A 21,287-nucleotide genomic window follows, 5' to 3' on the forward strand; every position below is an offset into this window, starting at 1 on the left:
TTGCTCGCGTTGAAGACGTCGGCGACCAGGAAGTCCTCGACGATGCAAGTCTGAGGCGAGATTGCACGATCGAACATCTCAGGAGCTCCTGGACGCCCTGAAAGACGTCCTGGCGCCGAAGCGCCGCGGCCATGGCATGGCGCTCCCACAGCGGCTGCGAATGATGGCAATACGATTGGAGGCAGGACGACGCGAGACGCCGCAGCGCTTCATCCCGCTTGCGTTCCACATGACGCGGGTCGACGAGACGGTCAGGCGTCGCCTTCTGCACTTCCTCGTCTCCGACGTTCAGCGCGGAGCGATCGCGTCCCCGCGCTCCAAGACGAGGCCATCAGTGCTCCCGACGTTGTCGCGCTGCGCGAGCACGTTGAGATCATCGCCGACACGACCTTCGGACGCGACGAGGCCGCAGCGGAGATTGTGCTGCGGGATAGGGCGGCCAGTCGCGTCCATATCCGTCATGCGCGCGGCAGCACGGCCAGACCGATGACGGACAGCGAGCTCGACGCCAAATTCCGCGGCCAAGTCTGCACCGAATTGCCTGACGCCGACGTCGAGAGACTGATCGGTCGCCTGCGTACCGTGGTGGAATGCGCGGACGTGGCGACTTGGCTCTTGCGCTAGGATGCTGATCCTGCGAGCGGGCGATCAAATCGCCTGTAGTGGCCGAGGTGGTGTACGATAACTGACGAGCCTCCATCGAGTGGCCCACTAAAATCCCAGCCGCGCCACTCGATGGGGCTGGTCATGAGTGGGGTTATTTCTTCATGACGATCGACCCCGCTCTCCTGTAGCCCCAAAAGAGCGTTCAAGGAGCGGATGGCTGGATTGCTCGATACCATCGAAGCATCGCGCACCGTGCCCGATGCCGGCGCAGTGCGCGTTCCCGGCGGTGGAAGCCAGCGGAGAATTGCGGAAGGCCGTGCCCGCGGCTGGATCGACGTCGCCGCGCCGATCTATGAGGCTCTACGCGCGTAATGCGTGGATTCGGCGCTCATCCTGCGCGCCCAGCCCGGTCGTTTGACGCGGTGCCGAGCTAATTCATCTCGACGCGCATCTCCCGTAGCAGCGGCGTCCAACGCGCGACCTCGGTGCGGTAAAGCTCCGCCGCCGCATCCGGCCCCTCCGGATTGCCGACGACGCCTTCGCTTGCCAGCCGCTCGCGAACGATCGGCGTCTGCATGGCTTGCGCCACGGCCGCCGCGACGCGGTCGAGGATCGGTCGCGGCGTGCGCGCGGGCGCCACGATCGCCGCCCAGTTGGAATACTCGTAGCCGGGGAAGCCTTGCTCCGCGACCGTGGCGACGTCCAGCAACAGCGGGCTGCGCTGCGTACCGCTGACGCCGATCGCCTTCACCGCCCCCGCCCGCACCTGCGAAGCCACGGAGGATATCGTGGTGAACATCACATCCAGCCGCCCCGCGAGCAGATCGTTCAGCGCCGGCGCCGTGCCGCGATAGGGCACGTGCAGCATCTCGACCTGCAGCGTCCGCCAGAGCATCTCTGACGCGATGTGCGTTCCGCTGCCCTGACCGGCCGTTCCGAAAGTCAGTCTACCCGGTTCCGACCTGGCACGGTGCATCAGGTCCTGCACGTCGCGGATCGGGCTGTTCGGCGCAACGATCAGGATGTTCGGTTGCCGCCCCGTCACCGAAATCGGCGCGAAGTCGCGGATCACGTCATAGGGCAGCGATCGCGTCATGCCCGGCTGGAAGGTCAGGCCAAGCCCGCTGTAGAGCAGCGTATAGCCGTCCGGTGACGCCTTCGCGACGTAGTCGGTGCCGATGACTGTGCCAGCACCACCGCGATTCTCCACCACCACCGGCTGCCCAAGCGATTGCGTCATGGCATCGGCGATGACGCGCGCGACGATGTCCGTGCCGCCGCCTGGTGCGAAGGGCACGACCAGACGGATCGGCCGGTCGGGATATGTCCCTTGTGCGCGCAGTGGCGCGGCGATCAGGCCGAACAGCGCCGCCGTGATCGCTGCCCGCCGTCCGATCGGCGCCGCATCCGGCCGCGACAGGAAGTTCCGCAGATGGCTCGCAACGAGGTCTGGCGCCTCGAGCAGGATGGAATGGCGCAGCCCTGGCAGGATATGCAGTTCGGACCCGGCGATGCGGTCGTGCATCAGTTGTGACATGCGCGGGTTGGATCCCTGGTCGAACTCGCCAGTCATCACCAGCGTCGGCGCGGTGATGCGATGCAGGTCATCCGCAAGATCGCTGGTCGCCAGCACGCGATAGGCGGCCGCGTAGCTTGGCTTGTGGTTGGCGGCGATGCGGGCGAGGCGGTTCTCCACGATCTCAGGATGGCTCTCGCGAAAGGCGTCCGTGAACCAGCGCGATGCGGATGCGGCCGCGTGGCTCATCGGCTCGTTTGTCTCGAGTGCCGCAAGGCGCTTCATGACGGCCTCGCGCTCCGCCTCGGTACGGCCTGCGACGCCGCTGACGACGGCGAGCCGCCGCACGCGGCTGGGATAGTCCAACGCGAAACGCTGCGCGACTAGCGCGCCGAGCGAGAAGCCCATCACATCCGCCTGCGCGAAGCCGACATGGTCCATCAGCTCGGCGATGTCAGCCGTGAAATGCACGAGTCTGTAGGGGCCGGGCACGCGTTCAGACTTGCCATGGCCACGCAGGTCAAGGCGCAGGATGCGGAAGCCCGGGCCGAGCGCGCCGGCGACCAGCGACAGATCTTCAAGGTCGCTGCCGACACCGTGGATCAGCACCACCGGCTGCCCGTCGCCTTCCAGCCGATAGCGGGTCCGCAGTCTGGACCCAGCGAAGAAGCAGTCGTCCGACACGTCTTTCAGCCCTCCGTCATACGTCGCACCGTTGCGTGGCCTTTGCCCCGGGCCGCGCCCGCATCTTGGTCAGCGCCATCGGCTCCGGCGTCCGTAACCTGTGCGGAGCCTAGGCAAGCAGGCAAACGCCGGTCAAGGGCGACTTTCACCATTTCCACAAGAACCCGCGAGGCCGATCTCAGAAAAGCTTGACTTATGAGGCCTGTCATCCTTCGATATTCAGGAATATGAAAATCAGGGACGACCAAGTGTGTTGGGAGGAATTATGAGAAGAGCACTGCGTCACCGCACGGGACGGGAACGCCGCTCGTGACCTCGCTCCATGGCATCCGGAAGATCGTGACCTTCGTCGACGACACGCTCGAGGAGGGCGGGCGCCCGACGTCAAGGCATATCCGGATGGCCGGCTGCGCCGCGGTGATCCGCAACCCTTGGGCCGGCGCCGGCTATGTGGATGATCTCCGCCCCGGCATCACGGAACACGCCGCGGCGCTGGCCGGCATCCTGGTTCCTCGCCTTGTCGGGCTCTTCCCCGATGCGGACGCTATCGAGGCTTTCGGCAAATGCGCGGTGGTCGGTGTCAACGGTGAGATCGAGCACGCCGCCGCCATGATCCACACCCTCCATTTCGGAAACCTGGTCCGTATCGGCGCGCGCGGCGATTCCTTCCTGTCCTTCACCAACAAGCGCAATGGCGCGGGCGGCGCCATCATCCTTCCCCTCACGCACAAGAAGAGCGAATTGCGCGGATCCCGCTCACATTTCCTCACCCTCGAATTCGCGATCCCTGATGCGCCGGGGCCGGACGAGATCGTTGTCGCGCTCGGCGCGGCCGATGGGGGCAGGGCTCATTCGCGGATCGGCGACAGGTACATCGACATGCGGGAAATGGGCGTGGACCAGACCGGCAAGCCGCTTCCGCCGTCGTGACCCGCATGCGCTGTTGAGAGGGCACGGAGGGTTACGATAGAGGGTTTGGTCGGGGCCCGGCCCGGAATACCCTGTGGCAACTGCTGCGGTACGAGCTTTGATGGAAGACGCAAACATGACTGTCGCGGCGACGGCGTCGACCGAAGCTGGCGTGGCGCCCGAGATCATCGGGTCGAAGATCCGCATGGTGCGGCGCTCGTTGGGGCTGTCCTTGCAGGTGGTGTCGGAACGGACAGGCATCTCGATCGGCCTGCTGAGCCAGATTGAACGCGGCATCTCTGCCCCGTCGCTGAAGAATCTTGTCGCGCTGAGCACGGCACTGGGCATCCGCACCGGATGGTTCTTCGATGACGGCCGCCCGGGAGAGGATGGCGATCGCGACTTGATCGTGAGGCGGGAATACCGCCGGAAGATCGTCATGGAGAACGGGACGAACATGTCGAAGGAGTTGCTCAGCCCGAGGCGGGACGGCGCGCTCCAGATGTTCATCCTCACGCTCGAGCCTGGCGGCAGCACGGGGGAAGAGCCCTATTCGCACCCGGCGGAAGTGGGGGGCTATGTTGTGCGCGGGCTTCTCGATTTGTGGCTGAACGGGCGCAGCTTCGTGCTGCGGACTGGAGATAGCTTCTCCATTCCGCCCAATTGCCTCCGCAAGTACGCCAATGCCGATCCCCAGCAACCGGTGGAACTCGTCTGGTCGATCGCCTATCCGGACCGCATGTAGCTGCTCCGTCCTAACCAGCGGGACCGATTTCAGGGAGAAAATCCCTGATCAGGCCCGAGTCAGTCCCTGATCTTGCGCGAAGAATTCCCTGTTAGATTTTCAGGGAAATTGATTGAAAATCACTGCTCACTCCTAGGCTCAGGACCCATTAACGGCTTGCGGCGACGCGGCGGCGTGTGATTCTGCGTGTGGTGGAGGTTCCGCTATGCCCAGCCCNTTGCCCGCCGATCCAGTCAGCGCCGATGTGGAAGGCCTGGGCAATGCCTTCGGGCTTGGACTGTTCGGCATAGGTGATCGAGATGCCGAACTGGCTGCCATCGCCGAGCAGGCGGCGGAAGGAGGGCAGGTCCGCCGGCGTCGAGATCAGCATGATGTCGCGGATGCCCGCCAGCATCAGCGTCCCCAGCGGGTAATAGACCATCGGCTTGTCATAGACCGGCAGCAGCTGCTTGGACGCGGCGAGCGTCATCGGGTGCAGCCGCGTGCCGGAGCCGCCGGCCAGCAGAATACCCTTCATGTGTGGCTCCAGTGCGTTCGGGCGCTGCGGAGTGGGGCGTTGCCCCCCTCCGAACCTCCCCCCACCAAAGGCCTAAGGGCCTTTGGAAACCGATACTTGGCGCGGGGCATCAGGATTGAGCCCCGCCGTGGTGGACGGCGCCTGGCGCCGCGGTTCGGACGAACTGTGCTCCCCGGCACCAGGTCGAGGTGTCCAGAGGCCTTTAGGCCTTTGGCCGGAGGGGTTTGGGGAGGGCAGAGCCCTCCCCAATCAATGTGCGGGGTTTGGGCGGCGCCGTGCGGTGACGACGTCACGCCTTCACCCCGCCGAGGCGTTGGCCGGCATAGCGTTTGTCGCGGATCGGGCGCCACCAGGCCTCGTTGTCGAGATACCAGGCGATGGTCTGCGCCAGGCCGGATTCGAAATCGTATCCGGCGCGCCAGCCCAGCGCGGCCTCGGCGCCCGAGGGGTCCATCGCGTAGCGGAAATCATGGCCCGGGCGGTCGCGCACATAGGTGATCAGCCGTTCGCGCGGGCCGGCGGGGTCGAGGCGCAGCCGGTCGAGCGTCGCGCAGATGGCGCGCACCACCTCGAGGTTGCTGCGTTCCTGGCGCGGGCCGAGGCAGTAGGTCGCGCCCGGCACGCCGTGGAACAGCGCGAGGACAAGCGCCTCGGCGTGGTCCTCGACATGGATCCAGTCGCGGATGTTGGAGCCGTCGCCATAGACCGGCAGGGGGCGGCCCTCGAGCGCGTTCAGCGTCACCAGCGGGATCAGCTTTTCGGGGAATTGCCAGGGGCCGTAGTTGTTCGTCGTGTTGGAGACGAAATTCGGCATGCCGTAGGTGTGCTGCCAGGCGCGCACCAAGTGGTCGGACGCGGCCTTGGAGGCCGAATAGGGGCTGCGCGGGTCGTAGCGCGTGTGGTCGTCGAAGGGCGGTGCGTCGAGGCTGTCGAGCGAGCCGAAGACCTCGTCGGTCGAGACGTGGTGGAAGCGGAACGCGTCCTTCGCCTCGCCGGTCAGCGCGGCCCAGTATTCGCGCGCGGCCTCCAGCAGGACCTGGGTGCCGACGACATTGGTGCGGATGAATTCGGCCGGGCCGTCGATCGAGCGGTCGACGTGGGATTCGGCGGCGAGGTGCATGACGCGCGAGGGCCGGTGCGTGGCGAGGGCGGCGCGCATCGCGCCGATGTCGCAGATGTCGGCGTTGACATGGACATGGCGCCGGTCGCCCAGCCAGGCGCCGAGGCTCTCCGGGCTCGCCGCATAGGTCATGCGGTCGACATTCACCACCACCTCATCCGTCGTCGACAGCAACCGACGCATCACTGCCGAACCAATAAAGCCCAGGCCACCGGTGATCAGTAGGGTCATGCCGCGTCGTATCCGCCCGTCAGGGACATCATCGTAGTTGCGGATTTACGTAAGGAAAGCGGCAGCATCTAGGCTCAGGACCCATTAACGGCTTGCGGCGACGCGGCGGCGTGTGATTCTGCGTGTGGTGGAGGTTCCGCTATGCCCAGCCCCAAGCCACCGATTCTGCTCACGTCAGCCCAGCTGCGCCGCCTGTCGCCGCACTTCCCGCTCTCTCACGGTGTGCCGCGCGTGGATGACCGCCGCGTGCTCAGCGGCATCATCTACGTGATCCGCCACGGTCTCCAGTGGCGGGACGCGCCTGTCGCCTACGGCCCCCACAAGACGCTCTACAACCGCTTCGTCCGATGGAGCCGCTTGGGCGTGTTCGACCGCATCTTCGCCGCGCTGGCCGCCGAGAGCGGCCCGCCTGAACGCCTGATGATCGACAGCACACACCTCAAGGCGCACCGCACCGCGGCCAGCCTGCTCAAGAAGGGGCTTTCCCCCGCTGCATCGGCCGAACCAAGGGCGGGCTGAACTCCAAGCTTCACGCCGCCGGCGACGGCCTGGGGCGTCCCGTCGTGCTGCTGCTCACCGAAGGCCAGGCCAGTGATCACCGGGGTGCTGCCTTGATACTGCACAAGCTCCCACCAGCCAGCGAACTCATCGGCGACCGCGGCTACGACAGCGGCCGCTTCCGCGCAGAACTGGCGGCTCAGNAATCTATGTGATCCGCAACGGCCTACAGTGGCGGGACGCGCCTGTCGCTTACGGCCCCCACAAGACGCTCTACAACCGCTTCGTCCGATGGAGCCGCTTGGGCGTGTTCGACCGCATCTTCGCCGCACTGGTCGCCGAGGGCGGCCCGCCCGAGCGCCTGGTGATCGACAGCACGCACCTCAAGGCGCACCGCACCGTGGCCAGCCTGCTCAAAGAGGGGCTTTTCCCCGCTGCATCGGTCGAACCAAGGGCGGGCTGAACTCCGAGCTCCACGCCGCCTGCGACGGCCTGGGGCGTCCCGTCGTGCTGCTGCTCACCGAAGGCCAGGCCAGTGATCACCGGGGTGCTGCCTTGATGCTGCACAAGCTCCCACCAGCCAGCGAACTCATCGGCGACCGCGGCTACGACAGCGGCCGCTTCCGCGCAGAACTGGCGGCTCGGGGCATCGCCCCGTGCATCCCCTCAACCCGCAGTCGGAAGCTGCCCATCCCGCACGACACCGCGCTGTATCGCCAGCGCCACCGCATCGAAATCATGTTCCGCAGGCTCAAGGATTGGCGCCGCATCGCCATGCGCTACGACCGCTGCGCCCACACCTTCTTTAGCGCTATCACCCTCGCCTCCACCGTCATCTTCTGGCTCGCTCAATGAGTCCTGAGCCTAGACAGTGCCGCGCCGCGCGGCACGGCCCAGCCAATGGCCGGGCAGCTGGGTGAGGAAGCGCGCCGACCACAGCGCATCGGCAACAAAGCCGCCCCCGGCGGTGGCACGGCCCAGGAAGTGCGCCCCGCAGTCGGCTTCCATCGCAATCACGCACGTCGGTAGCCCGACTGGGCTTGCCCCGCTTTTGTGGACACGGTTATGCGGCTGTTGCCGCTGAATGGAACGCTGCTGCCTTCTGCTCGGGTGTGATGTAGCCGAGCGCGGAGTGCAAGCGGCGCTTGTTGTAGAAGCCCTCGATGTAGTGGAACACGTCGGCCCTGGCTTGGTCGCGCGTCTGGTAGTCGGCCTCCTCGACGAGTTCGCCCTTCAGCGTCGCGAAGAAGCTCTCCATCGGCGCGTTGTCCCAGCAGTCGCCCTTGCGGCTCATCGAGCAGAGCATGCCGTGCGCCAGCAAACGGGCGCGATAGCGATGCGCGGCGAATTGCACGCCACGGTCGGCGTGGTGGATCAGACCGGGCAGCGGCCGCTGGCGCGCGATGGCGATGTCGAGCGCGGCAAGCGCTAGTTCGTGACCGAGGTGGTCGGCCNCTCAACCCGCAGTCGGAAGCTGCCCATCCCGCACGACACCGCGCTGTATCGCCAGCGCCACCGCATCGAAATCATGTTCCGCAGGCTCAAGGATTGGCGCCGCATCGCCATGCGCTACGACCGCTGCGCCCACACCTTCTTCAGCGCTATCACTCTCGCCGCCACCGTCATCTTCTAGCTCGGTCAATGAGTCCTGAGCCTAGCTTTCAACGCTGCGGCAAGCGGCAAAGAAGGCGCCATTTGCTGTTATTTCCCTGTTTGCAGGGAATATCCCGTTCGACGGAGGCTGAGACGGGTTCGCGCGGGACTGTGTCCACATCCATCAGAACCGCAGAACTCCATCGACTCCTGCCGCAAGCCCGGTTGTCGCCGGCTTCACCTCGACCCAACCCTGCGCCACCACCCGATACCAGCGTCACGAGGCTCCGATACGCGCCAAGGCGACGGATGCGGGCCGCTGCCATTCCGCCAAAAGCCTAGCAAGCCGAAGGTTTGCGCGTCGCGCCGCAGGCGTGCCGCTGGCACGACGCGTCTGAGGGCCTGATGATCCGGACGCCAGCGGTCGAAGCACTCGGCCGTTGGCATGAGATACGGTCTTCGCGCTTCCTACCACGCCGTCGCGCTGTCCGCGATCGACGCGAACCTTCGGCAACACACGTCGCCGGCAATCCTGGCATCCCGCCGGCCGTGCCACCTGGGTCGCTACCGACCCACGCCCCCAACGCCGCCAATCGGTTGTGTTTACGAAATAAATGCAACCACTCATCGCGCCCGCTGGGTCGCGGCGGACCCAGTCTACGGCGGCCGACCTGCTAACCTATTGAAAAAAAGCGCCAATCACACCTGGCCCGACCCTTGCAGAACAAGTGGCGGAGATGCAGAGCATGAGCGATACGCAAGGCGAACTTACCCCCGCGATCCTCGCGGGCTGGATCATGGCCTATCTGTGCGCCCAGCCGGCCGCCTCCGACACGGTGCGCGGGGTGCGCGAATGGTGGCTCAGCCGCATCAGCCCACCGCCGCCCGATGAGGCCGTGCTCGCCATCCTAGAGGATCTCGCGCGCGCCGGCCTGGTGCTGCGCCAGGTCAATTCAGACCGCACCGTGATGTGGTCGGCCGGCCCTGGCTTCCCGTGTCCTTCGCGCGATGCGGCGCGGTAGGGGCGCCCAGCCATGAGCACCGCCCTCCTCGCCGCCAGCCGGACCCTGCAGGGGCTGCTGCTGGCCGAGCTGCAGGCCGACCCCGTGCTCCAGCTGCTGTTCCCGCCGCTCGGCCCCTCGGTGGTCTCGATCGCGACCCCCGACGGTATGGTGGCGCAGGATCTGACCGGCGTTTCGGTCTGGCTCTACCGGGTGGCGCGGGACGAGCAGCGGCTCAACCAGCCGCCGCTCCGCCTGCCCCCCGACCGGCTGCGGCCACCGCCCCTGCCGCTGCGCCTGCACTACCTGATGACACCCGTCATGCGCAGCGCGGCCGGGGACCCGGCGCCGGAGACCGACCAGCACGTCCTCGGCGCTATCCTGCGCACCTTCCACAGCCGGCCGCTGCTGAGCGGCGCCTTCCTCGCCGGCACGCTGGCCGGCACGGACCGGGAACTCGCGGTTCGCCTGGAAAGCCCGGGCCTCGAGGAGATCGCCCGCGTCTGGGACACGCTGGAACAGCCCTACCGCACCAGCCTTTGCTACGAGGTCGGCCTCGTCGAGGTGGAATCGACACGGCTCGACGAACGCGGCCCGCCGGTGCTCGAATCCTGGCCGCGCCTCGGCCAGGCGACGCAGGCCACGGCGGGGGCAGGGACATGAGCATCGCCCCGCAGATCGTCGAGGTGGATGGCCGGCGCTGGCGCCTGCTGCCCGAGTCCTCGCCGCTGCCACAGGCGGCCCGCGTACAGGCGCTTGCCCGCGCGCAACTGATCGACGAATTGACCGGCGAACCCCCGCCGGGGCGCGCCATGGTCGTCAGCCGCACGCCCGGCGCTCGCTCGGCCGCGGGTGAGGGTGGGCATATCGGGTTGAGCGGGCGCCCGGCGACGCTGTTCCCGGCCGCCTGGCCGCTGGTGCCGCCGTTCCCGCGCTTGGCGCTCGAGGCGAGGTTGCCGGCATTCCTGCCCGTCACGCTCGCCACCGACCTGGTCGCGCAGCCCGCCTGGCCGGACGCCTTTCTCCTGCACGACTTCCTCCAGGTCGCGCTGCACCGCCAGCCGACGCTGCTGAGCGGACGTGTCGCATCCCGGACCACCGGCCCGGTGGCCGGCGCCGCCGTCGAGGTCACAGAGATCTGGACGAGCTTCGCCGCCATCGGCCTGGCCGGCCTCGCACCGAATGCCCTCAGCCTCCGCGCGGGCCTCTATGCCGACCGTCCCGCCGGTGCGGCGCTGCGGCGGCGCACCCTGACGCTCCAGGCGCCGGTCAGGACCCTCCTGCGGCATGCCCATGCGGGTGAGACCGCGATCCGCCTGTCGGATCGGCAGGGCCTGATCCTCAACCGTCCGCTGGCGATCGAGCCCGGCGATCCGGAGCGGGAGGAGTACATCCTCATCGCCGCGATCGACACGGGCGCGGCCGCCGACCTGCCGGCCGAGGTGACGCTCGCCCATCCCCTCGCCCGCGCCCATGACGCCGGGACCACCGTGCAGCGGACGACATTCGCCGCCCCCGGTCCGGCCAATGCGATCACGCGCGCCGCGCGCCGCGGCGATCTCAGCCTGTTCGCGAACGGCTTGAACGGCATCGCGCCGGCCACCCCGACCATCGAGGTCACCGGCGGCGGCGTACCGGCGGAATACCACGGCATCGCGCCATGGCGGACGACCTCCGATGCCGAGGGCGCCTTCCGTCTGCCGCCCATACATCGCGTCGCGCATCTGCGGCTGCGTGCCTCCGGCGGCGGCCAGCCCGTCCCGGCCGAGATCATCGTCAGCCTGACCAGCCCCGGCGAAGCGGCCGCCGACCTCCTCTTTCCGTAGGGAGACGCTCCATGCCCGAGTATTTGAGTCCCGGCGTGTATGTGGAGGAAATCGACACCGGGCCGAAGCCCATCGAAGGGGTGAGCACCTCCACCGCCGGGATGGTCGGCGTGACCGAGCGTGGGCCCGTCAACGTGCCCATCCTGCTCACCAGCGCGGGCGAATACGACCGCTGGTTCGGCGGCATCCTGCCGATCGGCGACTTCACCGATCCGGCCGATCCCGATCGCGCCCATTGCTACCTGCCGCACGCCGTCCAGGGCTTCTTCACCAATGGCGGCAAGCGCGCCTATGTGGTCCGCGTCGCCGCCGACGAAGCCCAGCGCGCCCAGGGTTCCTTGTTCGACCGTGCGGAGCCCAACGACGCGAACAGCGTCCTGCTGCGCCGCGCCGGCCAGGGTGAGGGAAGCGCCGGCACGCCGCTGCTCTATGTGCTTGACCGGACCAATGTGAATGCGGGCGACACGCTCCGCGTCGGCGACGGCAGCCGCGCCGAGTACCGCGCGCTGTTCAACCCACCATTCCCGGCCGCCGCCACCGCCGCGCATCTCGCGCTGGGCGCGCCGCTGCTGCGCTCCCATGCCGCCGGGCCGAACATGGTGCGCATCAGCGCGGCGGGGGCGCCGATCGGCGCGGCGACGCTGTCGAATGCTGCGGCCGCGGGCGATACGGCCATCGTCATCGACACCGCCGTGAACCTCGCGGCGCAGGGCCTGCCCTTCCTGGTGCAACTCAGCGCGGGTGGCGTGACGCATATCGCCGCCGTGCGCGAGGCACCGGTGAATGTCGGGGTGAACCTGTTCCGCACCGTGCTCAACGACCCCTTGCCGCAGGCCTATGACGCGGCGGCGGCAACCGCGGTGACGCTGCTGCCCTCGGGCGGCGCAGGCAACCGGGCGCTGGATGTCGCGGCGGCCCCTGGCGACGCGCTCGCCTTCATCATCACCCCCCCGGCGCTGCCGGCGGGCGACGTCATCGAATTCGAGCAGGGCAGCGCCAGTCACGAGGTCCGGCTGCGTGGCACGCTCTCGAACCTCACGCTGCGGCGGCCGCTGCCGGCCGCATCCGGGCCGGGCACGCGGCTCGACCATGTGACCCTCGCCGATGACGGCGCGATCGCCGCGAAGGCGCTGACGGCCATCGGCACGGCCGGGACGCGGGTGCTGGCGCTCAATGACCGCGTCGGGCTCGCGGTGGGGCAGGTCGTGCGCGTCGGCGCCGGGCCGACCGAGGAGTTCAACATCATCGTCGCCATCCCCGGCGAGCGCGGCGCGGCGCCTGATGCCGGCAACGTCACGCTGGCCCATGGCATCAGCGCGGAGCAGCCCTTGGGTGCGGCGGTCGCAGCGCAGGTCGCACCTGCCTTCCCGGTCGGCGGACGCCAGGCGACGCGCAGCGTCCTCGCCGCCGCGGCGGGCGCGATGGATCTCGTCGTCGCGGCGGGGCAGGGCTATGCGGCGGCCGATGGCGTGCGCCTCACCACGCCGGACGGGCTGGTGAGCTACAACCGGGTCGGCGCCAATGCCGCCCCGGCCAATGCGGGCCAGGTGCAGCTCACCGGCGCGCTCGACCGCACCCATGAGATGGGTGAACCGGTCGCGGAGCGCCGCGCGCTTCTCACCGTGCAGGCGCTAGATGTCGGCGCCTGGGGCAACCGACTACTCCTCTCGGTCGAGGACGAGCCCACCGGCCTCGCCGCCTCCGCCCGCACGACGCTGCTGACGCCGCCCCTGCAGATGCGCCTCACCAGCCTGACCGGCATCGAGGCCGGCACGCTGTTGCGGGTGACCAACCCGGGCAGCGGTAACCAGGTCCTGCTGAAGGTCCGCAGCACCAACACATCCAACGCTAGCGTCACGCTGGATGGGCCGGGCCTTGATGCGGTGGCACTCGCCGCGCTCGGCCCGATCGGCGGGCCGCTCGACATCGGCAGCGTCGAGTTCCGCATCACCGTGCGGCTGCTGCGGCGCCCGGATGCCGCGGTGCCGTCGCGCAACACCCAGGTCATCGCCACCGAGGTGTTCCGGCATCTCTCGCTCGATCACCGGCATAGTCGCTATGCGCCCTCGGTCATCGGTGACATCAATGGCGACCTGCGCCTGGAGGACGGCCGGCCGGAGGGCGAATCCGCCTATGTGCGACTGACCGACACGGCGGCGAACCTCGCCGCGACCGAAGCCATCCGCCCCGGCCCCGAGACGCTGGTGGACCCGCTGCCGACCGGGCAGACGCAGCCCGCGCGGCACGCGCTGGCCAATGGCGATGACAGCGTCGCGACGCTGACCGACCTGACCTATATCGGCCAGGACGATCCCGAGCCGGCCGACCGCACCGGGCTGAACGCGCTGCGCAACATCCAGCAGATCAGCCTCGTCGCCATCCCGGGCCAGGCGAGCGCACAACTCCATGCCGAGCTGATCGCCCATTGCGAGTTGATGCGCTACCGCTTCGCCGTGCTCGACGGGCGCACGTCGGAGGACAGCCTCGCCGACATCCAGGCGCAGCGCCAGGCCTTCGATACGAAATACGCGGCGCTCTACTACCCGTGGCTCACCCTGCCGGACCCGATGCCGGACAACCTCGCCATCCTCCGCGATTTCGCGCTGCCGCCATCGGGCCATGTGCTCGGCATCTACGCGCGCACCGATGAGGATCGCGGCGTCCACAAGGCGCCCGCCAACGAGGTGGTGCGCGGCATCACCGGCCTTACGCGCAACCTCAGCAAGGGCGAGCACGACATCCTCAACCCAAGCCCGGTGAACATCAACGTCATCCGCGACTTCCGGGTGGATGGGCGCGGCATCCGGGTCTGGGGCGCGCGCTGCATCACCTCGGATTCCGACCACAAATACGTGCCCGTGCGGCGGCTGCTGATCTTCCTCGAACGCTCGATCGACCTCGGCCTGCAATGGGTGGTCTTCGAGCCGAATTCCGAGGCGCTGTGGGCACGCGTGCGGCGCACCGTGGCTAACTTCCTCACCGATGTGTGGCGGTCGGGCGCGCTCGAGGGAACCAAGGCGGAGGAAGCCTTCTTCGTCAAATGCGACCGCACGACGATGACGCAGACCGACATCGACAATGGCCGGCTGATCTGCGTGATCGGCGTGGCCCCGGTCAAGCCTGCCGAGTTCGTCATCATCCGCATCGGCCTCTTCACCGCGCACGGCGAAGAGTGATCGGCAATCGGGAGGAGGCACCACGATGCCCACGGCTGAACGCAACGACCCCTACCGCGCCCACAATTTCCGCATCGAGATCGACGGGCTGACCGTCGGCGCCTTCTCCGAGGTCTCCGGCTTGGTGGCGGATGGCGATGCCGCCGACTACCGCGAAGGCACGGACCGGGTGAACTCGGTACGGAAGCTGCCGTCGCTGCGCAAATACCCGAATATTACCTTCAAGCGCGGCTACACGCAGAACCGGGAACTCTGGTCCTGGTACCGCAACATCGCGAACGGCCTCGCCGACCGGCGCAACGGCGCGATCATCCTGATGGATGAGGCGCGCAACGACGTGCTGCGTTGGAACTTCGTCAACGCCTGGCCGAACAAGATCGAAGGCCCGTCGCTCAACGCCAGCAACAACGAGGTCGCGATGGAGAGCATGGAACTCGTCCACGAAGGCCTGGAAATCGAGCTGTAGCATGGCCGGCCGCCCCGACACGCCCGGCGTCTATCTGATGCGCGACGACCGCGCCGCGCATGGCGTCGTGGTCCTGCGCACGGATGTGACGGGCTTCGTGGGGCTGGCCGAACGCGGGCCGCTGTGCCGCCCCGTGCGCATCGAGACCTTCCGGCAGTTCGAGGCGGTGTTCGGTGGCTTCATCGGCTCCGGCTACCTCGCCTATGCGGTGCGGGCCTTTTTCGAGAATGGCGGGCGCACCTGCCTCGCGGTGCGCGTCGCCTCGCCGGATCCCGAACTGGGCGCGGCCGCAGCGAGTGTCGCGCTGCGCGACACGGGCGGCGCGGAGGTCCTGCGCCTGTCCGCCAGTGCGCCGGGCGTCTGGGGGGAGGGGCTCGCTGTCACCGTCAATCCGGCCTGGCGCGCCGAGACCGTCGCGACCGACCCGCCGCTGTTTGCCGAATGGCTGACCGTGGCGCGGACCGAGGGCTTTGCCGCGGGCGACCTGCTAGCCCTGTCCCAGCCGGGCGCGGCCCCGCAGTTTCGCTTGCTGCGCCTCGTGGAGCCTGGCCTGCGGCGGCTGCATTTCGTCCATCCGGACCCCGCCGCACGCTGGCCGACCGACGCCGCCGTGGCCGGCTTGCTGTCCAGCCTGCCCGTGCGCATCGAGACGCTGGAATACGACATCGCCGTGCGCCGCAACGGCATGCCCGCCGCGCTCCACACGCGCCTCAGCCTGAGCCCGCGCCATCCGCGCTTCATCGGCGCCATCCTGCGCGCCGAGCAACCCGACGACCAGGGACGCCTGGCAGCGGTGCCACCCCTCGTCATCGCTCAACTCGCCGAAACGGCCGCGACGGCCACGCCCCAGCCGCTCGACGTGACCGCGGGGGAGCCGCTCGCCCTGCGCGGCGGGCGCGACGGCCTCGGCGGATTGACGGCCGCGGAATTCATCGAGGGCCTCGATGCATTGGAGCCGGTGCGCGATCTCTCGATCCTCGCGGTGCCCGACATCCACATCCAGCCGGCCCGGCGCCTGCGCCTGCCCTATGCGTCCCCGGTCACCGATCCCTGCGCGCCATGCCCGCAGCCGGCCGCGCCCGCCGCGCCGATCCCGCCGCCGGAGGAAGACCTGCCGCCGCTCTTCAGCCTCGCCGCGATCGAGCAGGTCCAGGCGGCGATGCTGGAGCAATGCGAGCGCCTGCGCGACCGCGTCGCGCTGCTCGACCCGCCCTACACGACGATCCGCGACGATGCGCTCGGCATCGGTGGCCTACAGGCTTGGCGCAGCCGCTTCGACAGCGCCTTCGGCGCGCTCTATGCACCCTGGCTCGCGGTGCCCGACCCGCTGCGCACCGCGCCCACCCGCCTCGTGCCACCCAGTGGCCATGTGGCGGGACAGCTGGCGGCGACCGACCTCGCCGCCGGGCCGCATCGCGCGGCGGCCAATGTCCCACTCGTCTGGGTGCAGCGACCGAGCCTCGACATCGACCCGGTGCGCCACGGACTGCTCAACAGCGAGGGCGTCAACATCATCACCGCGCGCGACGGCCGCGCATTGCGCATCCTCGGCGCGCGCACGATGTCGAGCGACCCCGCCTGGCGTTTCTTCCCGGTGCGCCGCTTCATCTGCATGCTGCGCCGCGCGCTGGACGCAGCGACCCAATGGGCGGTCTTTGAGCCCAACGACGACGAGACGCGCGGCCTGCTGACGCAGACCATCGGCATCTTCCTCGAATCCCTGCGCGAAGGCGGCGCCCTGGCCGGCGCGCGGCCTGTCGAGAGCTACCGGGTGCGCTGCGACGAGACCAACAACCCGCCCACCGGGCGCGCCCGCGGTGAACTCGTCATCGACATCGCCGTCGCCCCGGCCGTGCCATTCGAATTCATCCTGCTGCGGCTGGGCCGCATCGACCAGGCCTTCGAACTGACCGAGCAGGGCCGCCTGTCCGACGACATGCTGGGAGCAGCCTGATGGCGAAGCGACGCGATCCCCTGCTCGGATGCAACTTCTCCGTCGTCCTGCTCAATTCCAAGAGCGCGGACGGGCCGGGGATGGGCACGATCGCGCTCTCGACCGCCGGCGCGAAGAGCTTCGCCGGCTTCTCCGAGGTCTCCGGCCTCGAGGTGCAGATGGCTGTCGAGAGCTACGAATCAGGTGGGCTGAACGGCGCGGTGCTGAAATTCCCCGGCCGCATGAAGTGGTCGAACCTCATTCTCAAGCGCGGCGTGATCGGGCGGCGCGACCCGCTCGACGACAGCGATCTTTGGACCTGGTTCAACGAATTCCTCGAAGGCCGCGGCACGCGCAAGGACGGCATGATCACGCTGCTCAGCCTTGAGGGAAAGCCGGTGCATGTCTGGTCGTTCAAGCGCGGGCTGCCGGCGAAATGGACCGGACCCTCACTCAACGCCGGGCGCGGCGAGGTAGCGGTCGAGGCGATCGAGATCGCCCATGAAGGCATCAAGCGCGAGGACGCCGGCGGCGCGCTCGGCCGCGCGGTCGCCGGCGTCATCGAAGCGATCTTCTGAAGGGAGCGGACGGTGCAGGTCGAAATCGACGAGGTGGTGAGCACGATCCGCGTGACAGACGGCGCGGCGCTGGATGCGCGGCAGATGCACGCGCTGGTGCAGGCCGTGCTCGCCGCGGTCGAGGAACGTCTCGCGCGCAATGGTCGCCAGGCCGATGGCGTGCGTATCCCCGATGACGGCCGCGGCGGCATCAACCGCGCCGGTGGGAGCATGCCGTGACCACAGCCCCGCCGCCGGGCCGCGCCTATATCGTCGCCCATTGGAAGGCGGGTGAGACGACGCTGCCCGTGCAGTACAACCCGACCAAGCTGGAATTCGAGAAGGCGCTGCAATTCGCCGAGATCGCCATCCCCGGCCTGACCGGCCCGCTGCACCAGTTCGTGCGCGGCCAAGCGGAGACGCTGACGGTCGAACTGTTCTGCGACACATCGGACAAGGGCATGGGCGCGCAGGCGGTCAGCGTCGCCACCGAGACGGACCGGATCTACTCGCTCGCCCGCATCGAGCCGGAGGGGCATGCGCCGCCCACCATCACCTTCTTCTGGGGCGCCGGCTTCCCGGGCTCGCAGCTCTCCGCCGAACTGGATGGCGGCACCCGCGTTGATGGTCAGCGGCGCCAGAGCTTCACCGGCGTCATCAAGACCATCCGCCAGAGCTTCACCCTCTGGAGTGTCGGCGGCGTGCCGCTGCGCGCGACGCTGACCTTGACCATCGCCGAATACAAGACGCTGAAGGAGCAGCTCGACGAGCTGAACCTGAGCTCGCCTGACCGCACGCATGGCCATGTGCTGTCGTCGAGCGACCAGCTGTGGTCGGTCGCTCAGCGCTACTACAGCCGCCCGGGCGAATGGCGCCGCGTGGCCGAGGCCAATGGCATCGGTGACCCGCGCCGGCTGATGCCGGGGCAGCGCTTGGCCGTGCCCGCGATCTCGGCGGGGAGGGCACCACGGTGACCACCTTCCGCCCCGTCATCGAGGATGCCGAACGGGTCGAGAACCGCTTCTTCTATGCGCCCGCCTTCCAGCTGCGCATCGACGGCGAGAACCTGCCCCAGGGCGTGCTGCGCGACGTGATGGAGCTGAAATACATCGACAGCCTGACCGAGATCGACCGCTTCGAAGTCACCGTCAACAACTGGGACCCTGACCGCCGCGCCTTCAAGTTCATCGGCTCCGAACCGGACGACTACATGACCTCGGGCGATGCCGAGACCCGGCTGTATCGCCTGTTCCAGCCCTGCGAGAAGACGGTCGAGGTCCGGCTCGGCTACGCCGACCGGCTGATCACCATGATGCTCGGCAACTTCACGCAGGTGGAGCCGACCTTCCCGGCGAATGCCGCCCCGACCCTGACGGTGACGGGCCTGAACGTGCTGCACCAGCTGCGGCGCAAGAAATACAGCACCGCCTGGACGCGCGAGAAGCCGAGTGCCATCGCGCGCAACATCGCGACGCTGCGCGACGGCAGCCGGCCGCGCTTCCCGCTGCCCATCGCGGTGAGCGAGGCGGCGGAAGCGGCCGAGCCGGTGCTCGACTACACCGCCCAGGCCAATGAATACGACATCGACTTCCTGCTGAACCTCGCGCGCCGCCACGGCCATGAGGTGATCATCCAGGAGGCCGACACGGATGCCGGAACGCCGCGCCGCCTATGGTTCGGCCCGCCCGGCGAAGCCCGTCCGCGCACCAACTACCGGCTCGACTGGGGGCGCACGCTGATCGACTTCAGGCCAGTCATCACCAGCCACAACCAGGTGCAGTCGGTCACCGTGCGCGCCTGGGACCGGCAAGGCCGCCGCGCCATCAGGGAGACCATCCGCTTCGACGATCCCGAGATCCGCAATCTGAACGCGGACCTGCGCGAATTCGTGCTGTGCGACCCCCGCGAGGACCTCGTGGTCGATCGCGTGCTCGACAACTGCCTGCATGCGCGCGACCTCGCTGTCGCCATCCTGCGCGACCGCGTGGCCGGCGTCATCAAAGCGACGGGCACAACGGTCGGCCTGCCCGAGCTGCGCGCCGGCACCAAGGTGCTGATCGGCAAACTCGGCGCGCGCCTGTCCGGCGAATACCTTGTCACCAAGACCACGCACAGCTTCAGCGACCGCGGCTACACCGTGCAGTTCGAAGCGCGACGCGAGCACATCCCCGATATCCATCATCAGCCGAGGGGGCGGGCATGAGAACCGGCAGCATGACCGGCCTCGTCATCGGCCTGGTGACCGATGTGAACGACCCGGAGAACCAGGGCCGCGTGAAGCTGTCTTACCCCTGGCTGGACGACACGCTGAACAGCCCCTGGGCGCCGGTCTGCTCGCATCTCGCAGGCAATGACCGCGGCTTCTACTTCATGCCGCAGGTGGATGACGAGGTGCTGGTCGGCTTCCTGCAGGGCGACTTCGACCATCCTGTCGTGCTGGGCAATCTGTGGAACGGCCAGACGGCGACGCCCTCGCCCGATCCGCGCCAGCGCATGATCCGCTCCGTCAACGGCCACACCATCCGCTTCGTGGATTCGACGCCCACCGGCGGCGACCTCGGCGCGCTGATCATCGAGGACGCGCACGGCAACACCATCACCCTATCCAACAGCATGATCACCATCAACGCCACCGCGGTGCTGCGGCTGGACGCGCCGGTCGTGATGATCGCCAACCGCGTCGTCACCCCCTCGGCCAATCCGATCTGAGGGCGCCATGGCAAGCATCGACATCGCCCTGCCGGACGCACTCACGAAGCTGATGCAGGCGCCGAAATGCGTCGATCTCAGCCTGCCCAAGCCGAACCTGCCCGAACTCACCCTGCCGACCGGAGGCACGCTGAAGGGCATCGCCGACATCACTAAGGGCATCCCCAGCGACTGTTCGATGAATGCATCGCTGATGCTCCAGATCGCACCGATCATGGCGAGCATGGAGTGCCTGCTGAAGCTGCTGAAATTTATCGGCGTGCTGATCGACACCTTCAAGGAACTCGGCAGCGGCAACGTCACCGCGCTACCGTCGGGCCTCGCCAAGATCGCCGATGCCGGCAAGGACCTCGCGCCCTGCATCGGCATGGCGATCGGCCTGACCATCCCGCCCTTCATCAAGGATCTGATCCTGCTGATCGTGAAGATGCTGAAATGCGCGTTGCAGGCGATCAAGAGCGCCATCGCCGTGCTGGACGGGCTGGAGCTGAGCATCACCACCGCGGCACAGAACGGCAACGACCTGCTCGCCGCGCAGCTCGAATGCGCAAAGGAGAACGCGATGAACGCGGCGGATGGTGCCCTGCAGGCAATCGATCCGATCGCGACCATCCTGCAACTCGCCGGCCCCTTCCTCGAGATCATGCCGGGCGCCCCCGCCATCGAACTGCCCTCGCTCGCCTCCGACGGATCGATCGATGGGTTGAAGACGCTGGTCGAGACGCTGGAGGAAGCGGTGCTCGTCCTCGAAGGCATCGCCGAGGCGATCCCGGTATGAGTACGCCCCCGCCCCCCTTCCGGCCCGAGCCACGCGCCTTCCTTGGCGCTGGCCTCGCGTTCCCGCTGACCGTGACACCGCAGGGACGGCTCGCCCGCGCCAGCGGCGAGGCGAAGATCGAACAGGCCATCTGGTTCCTGCTCTCGACCGCACTCGGCGAGCGCGTCATGCGCGCGGATGTCGGCTGCGGCGCACACGACCTGCTCTTCGCGCCAGGCACCGACGCGACGGTGGTGCGTGTCACCGACCAGGTGCGCCGCTGCCTGACCGCGCATGAGCCGCGCATCGCCGTTCTCGATGTCGAGGCGGAGACGCCACCGAGCGACCCCAGCCTGCTGCTGATCCGCATCGCCTACCAGGTCCATGCCAACAACGCGATCGGCAACCTTGTCTATCCCTTCTTCATCCGTGAGGGAGCGTGA

The 21,287-nt window shown here is 68.2% G+C and carries 22 protein-coding genes and 4 pseudogenes; 21 read left to right on the plus strand and 5 right to left on the minus strand.

From position 1 onward, the window contains the following. The first annotated feature begins 372 nt into the window (after window positions 1–372). A complete protein-coding gene (locus IEY36_RS30670; RefSeq protein WP_229681394.1) occupies window positions 373–624 on the plus strand; it encodes an MmgE/PrpD family protein in 252 nt (83 codons plus the stop codon). Between the two features lie 195 nt (window positions 625–819). Continuing rightward, window positions 820–978, plus strand: coding sequence for a hypothetical protein (locus IEY36_RS30675; RefSeq protein ID WP_229681376.1), 159 nt, complete (start codon window positions 820–822; stop codon window positions 976–978). Window positions 979–1,036: 58 nt separating this feature from the next. Here the strand turns inward: IEY36_RS30675 and IEY36_RS16870 are convergent, their stop codons facing one another. After that, window positions 1,037–2,806: a tripartite tricarboxylate transporter substrate-binding protein gene (locus IEY36_RS16870; RefSeq protein WP_188968725.1), complete on the minus strand. Its 1,770-nt coding sequence runs from the start codon at window positions 2,804–2,806 to the stop codon at window positions 1,037–1,039. A 339-nt stretch (window positions 2,807–3,145) separates the two neighbouring features. Here IEY36_RS16870 and IEY36_RS16875 point away from each other — a divergent pair, with 339 nt between their 5' ends. Both IEY36_RS16875 and IEY36_RS16880 read left to right on the plus strand, forming a co-directional pair. Further along, a complete protein-coding gene (locus IEY36_RS16875; protein ID WP_229681377.1) occupies window positions 3,146–3,736 on the plus strand; it encodes an amino acid synthesis family protein in 591 nt (196 codons plus the stop codon). Window positions 3,737–3,809: 73 nt separating this feature from the next. Beyond that, window positions 3,810–4,460, plus strand: coding sequence for a helix-turn-helix domain-containing protein (locus IEY36_RS16880; RefSeq protein WP_188968729.1), 651 nt, complete (start codon window positions 3,810–3,812; stop codon window positions 4,458–4,460). Window positions 4,461–4,677: 217 nt separating this feature from the next. On the opposite strand, the pseudogene IEY36_RS16885 reads toward IEY36_RS16880, so the two are convergent. Further along, window positions 4,678–4,977, minus strand: a pseudogene (locus tag IEY36_RS16885) (sugar phosphate nucleotidyltransferase); the annotation flags it as partial. 289 nt (window positions 4,978–5,266) lie between these two features. Continuing rightward, a complete protein-coding gene (gene rfbB / locus IEY36_RS16890; protein ID WP_188968731.1) occupies window positions 5,267–6,328 on the minus strand; it encodes a dTDP-glucose 4,6-dehydratase in 1,062 nt (353 codons plus the stop codon). Between the two features lie 141 nt (window positions 6,329–6,469). Here rfbB and IEY36_RS16895 point away from each other — a divergent pair, with 141 nt between their 5' ends. From IEY36_RS16895 to IEY36_RS16905, 3 genes and pseudogenes are all read left to right on the plus strand, one after another. Beyond that, window positions 6,470–6,847 carry a transposase gene (locus IEY36_RS16895; protein WP_373290329.1) on the plus strand — a complete coding sequence of 126 codons (378 nt, stop codon included), beginning with the start codon at window positions 6,470–6,472 and terminating at the stop codon, window positions 6,845–6,847. Next, a complete protein-coding gene (locus tag IEY36_RS31385) occupies window positions 6,844–7,041 on the plus strand; it encodes a transposase (RefSeq protein WP_373290333.1) in 198 nt (65 codons plus the stop codon). The genes IEY36_RS16895 and IEY36_RS31385 overlap by 4 nt, the downstream gene beginning before the upstream one ends. Next, window positions 6,957–7,681: pseudogene (locus tag IEY36_RS16905) on the plus strand (IS5 family transposase); the annotation flags it as partial. The gene IEY36_RS31385 and the pseudogene IEY36_RS16905, both read left to right, overlap by 85 nt. A 9-nt stretch (window positions 7,682–7,690) precedes the next feature. On the opposite strand, the gene IEY36_RS16910 reads toward IEY36_RS16905, so the two are convergent. Beyond that, on the minus strand, window positions 7,691–7,834 hold the full coding sequence (locus IEY36_RS16910) for a hypothetical protein (RefSeq protein WP_188968735.1): 144 nt from the start codon (window positions 7,832–7,834) through the stop codon (window positions 7,691–7,693). Window positions 7,835–7,889: 55 nt separating this feature from the next. Next, window positions 7,890–8,276, minus strand: a pseudogene (locus IEY36_RS30680) (integrase core domain-containing protein); the annotation flags it as partial. A gap of 18 nt (window positions 8,277–8,294) precedes the next feature. Here IEY36_RS30680 and IEY36_RS16920 point away from each other — a divergent pair. From IEY36_RS16920 to IEY36_RS16990, 14 genes and pseudogenes are all read left to right on the plus strand, one after another. After that, a pseudogene (locus tag IEY36_RS16920) lies at window positions 8,295–8,459 on the plus strand (transposase); the annotation flags it as partial. A 706-nt stretch (window positions 8,460–9,165) separates the two neighbouring features. Next, a complete protein-coding gene (locus IEY36_RS16925; protein ID WP_188968740.1) occupies window positions 9,166–9,441 on the plus strand; it encodes a hypothetical protein in 276 nt (91 codons plus the stop codon). Window positions 9,442–9,453: 12 nt separating this feature from the next. Next, the gene (locus IEY36_RS16930) at window positions 9,454–10,083 is read left to right on the plus strand and encodes a DUF4255 domain-containing protein (RefSeq protein ID WP_188968742.1); all 630 of its coding nucleotides are present in this window, start codon (window positions 9,454–9,456) and stop codon (window positions 10,081–10,083) included. Next, window positions 10,080–11,246, plus strand: a complete 1,167-nt coding sequence (locus IEY36_RS16935) for a hypothetical protein (protein WP_188968744.1) — start codon at window positions 10,080–10,082, stop codon at window positions 11,244–11,246. The genes IEY36_RS16930 and IEY36_RS16935 overlap by 4 nt, the downstream gene beginning before the upstream one ends. A gap of 11 nt (window positions 11,247–11,257) precedes the next feature. Beyond that, window positions 11,258–14,422, plus strand: coding sequence for a phage tail sheath subtilisin-like domain-containing protein (locus IEY36_RS30685; protein WP_229681378.1), 3,165 nt, complete (start codon window positions 11,258–11,260; stop codon window positions 14,420–14,422). Window positions 14,423–14,447: 25 nt separating this feature from the next. Beyond that, window positions 14,448–14,888, plus strand: coding sequence for a phage tail protein (locus IEY36_RS16950; RefSeq protein ID WP_188968746.1), 441 nt, complete (start codon window positions 14,448–14,450; stop codon window positions 14,886–14,888). Window position 14,889: 1 nt separating this feature from the next. Further along, window positions 14,890–16,842, plus strand: coding sequence for a phage tail sheath family protein (locus IEY36_RS16955; RefSeq protein WP_188968748.1), 1,953 nt, complete (start codon window positions 14,890–14,892; stop codon window positions 16,840–16,842). After that, window positions 16,842–17,399 carry a phage tail protein gene (locus tag IEY36_RS16960; protein ID WP_229681379.1) on the plus strand — a complete coding sequence of 186 codons (558 nt, stop codon included), beginning with the start codon at window positions 16,842–16,844 and terminating at the stop codon, window positions 17,397–17,399. Before IEY36_RS16955 ends, IEY36_RS16960 begins: the two co-directional genes overlap by 1 nt. A gap of 12 nt (window positions 17,400–17,411) precedes the next feature. After that, window positions 17,412–17,618, plus strand: coding sequence for a hypothetical protein (locus tag IEY36_RS16965; RefSeq protein ID WP_188968750.1), 207 nt, complete (start codon window positions 17,412–17,414; stop codon window positions 17,616–17,618). Next, complete coding sequence (locus IEY36_RS16970) at window positions 17,615–18,352, plus strand: CIS tube protein (RefSeq protein ID WP_229681380.1); 738 nt, start codon at window positions 17,615–17,617, stop codon at window positions 18,350–18,352. The genes IEY36_RS16965 and IEY36_RS16970 overlap by 4 nt, the downstream gene beginning before the upstream one ends. Next, on the plus strand, window positions 18,349–19,581 hold the full coding sequence (locus tag IEY36_RS16975; protein ID WP_188968752.1) for a phage late control D family protein: 1,233 nt from the start codon (window positions 18,349–18,351) through the stop codon (window positions 19,579–19,581). The genes IEY36_RS16970 and IEY36_RS16975 overlap by 4 nt, the downstream gene beginning before the upstream one ends. A gap of 11 nt (window positions 19,582–19,592) precedes the next feature. Next, the gene (locus tag IEY36_RS16980; protein ID WP_188968754.1) at window positions 19,593–20,087 is read left to right on the plus strand and encodes a phage baseplate assembly protein V; all 495 of its coding nucleotides are present in this window, start codon (window positions 19,593–19,595) and stop codon (window positions 20,085–20,087) included. 7 nt (window positions 20,088–20,094) lie between these two features. Continuing rightward, window positions 20,095–20,865 (plus strand): hypothetical protein, encoded by a 771-nt coding sequence (locus IEY36_RS16985; RefSeq protein WP_188968756.1) that lies wholly within the window; start codon window positions 20,095–20,097, stop codon window positions 20,863–20,865. Continuing rightward, window positions 20,862–21,287: a GPW/gp25 family protein gene (locus tag IEY36_RS16990; protein ID WP_188968758.1), complete on the plus strand. Its 426-nt coding sequence runs from the start codon at window positions 20,862–20,864 to the stop codon at window positions 21,285–21,287. The genes IEY36_RS16985 and IEY36_RS16990 overlap by 4 nt, the downstream gene beginning before the upstream one ends.

The sequence above is a fragment of the Neoroseomonas lacus genome (genome assembly GCF_014644535.1).
Lineage (GTDB): Bacteria > Pseudomonadota > Alphaproteobacteria > Acetobacterales > Acetobacteraceae > Neoroseomonas > Neoroseomonas lacus.